Here is a 2,091-nt window from a genome sequence, read left to right as displayed (position 1 = left end):
ACCACCCGGCCGTGAGGCCACCGACCGCCGGGCCCGCCGAGGCGGCCGTCGAACCAGCCCGCCGAAGCAGCCCGTGGAACCAGCCCGTCGAGAGAGGAAGCCGCCCGCCATGAACGCCGTGAGCCAGGTCTTCGCCATGCTCGCCGCCGCGATCCACCTCGTGGCCTGGCCGCTGGAGAGCTACCTGTACGGGCACCCACGAGTGCGCTACCTGCTCACCGGCAGCACGGCGGACGCCCCCGAGGTGTGGCTGTGGCGCTTCAACGTCGGCTTCTACAACCTGTTCCTGGCACTCGGCCTGGTCACCGGCCTGGTCCTGCTGCACACCGGGCACTCCGGGTCGGGGCGGGCGGTGATCCTCTACGTCACGGCGTTCATGGTGGCCGGCGGGATCACCCTGTTCTCCTCCGGGCCCACGAAGCTGTGGCGCGTCGCCCTGGCCCAGGCCGTCCCGGCGGCGGTCGTCCTGCTCACCGATTTGCTCTGAGCCCGGGGCCGCCCAGTGTGCGCCACAGCCACGGCGCGGTCAGCAGGACGAACACCGTGAAGGCGGCGAGCCGCTGGAGGCCGGGCTGCCGCCCGGTGCCGCTGCCTTGGAGCCGGTAGACGGCGTAGGCCTTGCCATCAGCACGTACACCGCGCGAGCACCGCCACCGCCGAGCGCGGTCGTGTGCGCGGCCGTTCGAACACCCGGCGGTCCTCTCAGCCTCCGGTGTCCTCCGTCACCTCCCCGCGGTGCCGCACCCGGGTGGCGAGCAGCGCGCCGAGCGCACCGGTGACCAGCCCCCAGCCCGCCCCCAGCAGGACGGCCGTCCACAGCACCGGCCGCAGCGTCAGGCTGCCGCTGCCGAGCGCGGCCAGCGGGTTGGCGCCCCCGAGGACGGCGCCCAGCAGGTCGCCCAGGCCGCCCCGGCCGAGGCCGACGCCGAGCACGGAGAGCCCGTAGTCGGCGTCCATCCGGGTCCACAGACCCACCAGCAGCACGGTGACGGCGGTGGCCAGCGCGAAGCGGACGGCGTGCTGCCAGAGCCGGACGGTGCGCGGGGAGCGGCGGGCGGCGAGGAAGGCGGCGGCGAGCAGCAGGACGGCGGCCAGCGGCAGCAGCAGCCAGATGTTGCCGTCATGGGAGGCGAGGGTGCCGAGGTCGATGGTCACCGGCCGCCCGTCGGGGGTGCGCAGCGCCGAGGTGAGCGGCTTGGGGACGGGCAGGCCGAGCCCGCCGACGAGCCGACCGTGCCAGGCGGCGCCGAGGCCGAGACCGAAGGCCAGCCAGACCAGGTCGGGCAGGACGAGCAGGAGCATGGCCAGGGTCTGCCGGGCGTTGCCGTGGACGATCGCGGTCAGCACCCCGGCCGCCGCACCGATCGCCACGTAGCCGAGCAGGACCAGCCAGAGCGCGAACGCGGCCGGGCGGACGGCCAGTTGGTAGCGCAGCAGGCCGCCCGGCAGCGGCGCCCGCCGGGACACCGCGAAGGCGGCCGCGAGCACCAGCAGCAGCCAGGCCAGGCCGATGCCGATCGTGGTCGGGCCGTCCGCGTGGAAGCCGACCTCCGGAGTCAGGCCGAGCAGGTTGCCGATGGACTGCACGAGATCGCCGCCGAGTTCGACCGTGAAGGTGTGCCGGGCGGCGAGGGTGAGCAGCACCAGGGCGAGCAGCCAGAGCACCACGATCCGGGCGATCCGGCCGAGCAGTTCGCCGGCTCCGGCCACCGCGCGGAAGCGCAGTTGGCGCAGGAACACCTCGGCGAGCGCGACCGCGCCGGCCAGCGAGACGGAGAGCGGCATCGCGCTGATCCCGGCTCCCACAGCGGCGAAGCTGCCCGCGCCGCCGTCGAGTTGGACGGATCCGCCGACGGCCAGTGCCATCGTCCCGGCGAGCACGGAGGGGAAGCCGCCCTCGGGAAGGTCTCCGGCGCCGGCCAGCCAGAGGCCGAGCGCGGCCACCGCCGCCATCGCGACGATCCCGGCCAGCACGACGGCGAGGGCGTCCAGCCAGCCGCGAACGAAGCCGGGCGGGCCCGCGGCCCCGGTGGTGGGCTGCTGCATGCCGCCTCCTCTGGTCGCGGGGCCGTGGCCGAGCGGAGCCGGTCG

2 protein-coding genes are annotated in these 2,091 nt (G+C 75.2%); one reads left to right on the top strand and one right to left on the bottom strand.

What is annotated here, in order from left to right:
• The first annotated feature begins 109 nt into the window (after positions 1–109).
• Complete coding sequence (locus tag J0670_RS36620) at positions 110–487, top strand: DUF1304 family protein (RefSeq protein WP_207817098.1); 378 nt, start codon at positions 110–112, stop codon at positions 485–487.
• Positions 488–702: 215 nt separating this feature from the next.
• Here J0670_RS36620 and J0670_RS36615 read toward each other — a convergent pair whose 3' ends face one another.
• The gene (locus J0670_RS36615; RefSeq protein WP_207817097.1) at positions 703–2,046 is read right to left on the bottom strand and encodes a streptophobe family protein; all 1,344 of its coding nucleotides are present in this window, start codon (positions 2,044–2,046) and stop codon (positions 703–705) included.
• Positions 2,047–2,091: the final 45 nt, after the last annotated feature.

It is taken from the genome of Streptomyces sp. FH025, assembly GCF_017427025.1.
Classification (GTDB): Bacteria; Actinomycetota; Actinomycetes; order Streptomycetales; family Streptomycetaceae; genus Kitasatospora.
The sequence above is the reverse complement of the archived record's forward strand: the minus strand, read 5'-3'. Positions and strand labels throughout refer to the sequence as shown.

What these genes read in the sequence shown, in the direction of transcription:
- J0670_RS36620 (WP_207817098.1), top strand. Translation starts at nt 110, where the DNA reads ATGAACGCCGTGAGCCAGGTCTTCGCCATGCTCGCCGCCGCGATCCAC.
- J0670_RS36615 (WP_207817097.1), bottom strand. Translation starts at nt 2,046, where the DNA reads ATGCAGCAGCCCACCACCGGGGCCGCGGGCCCGCCCGGCTTCGTTCGC.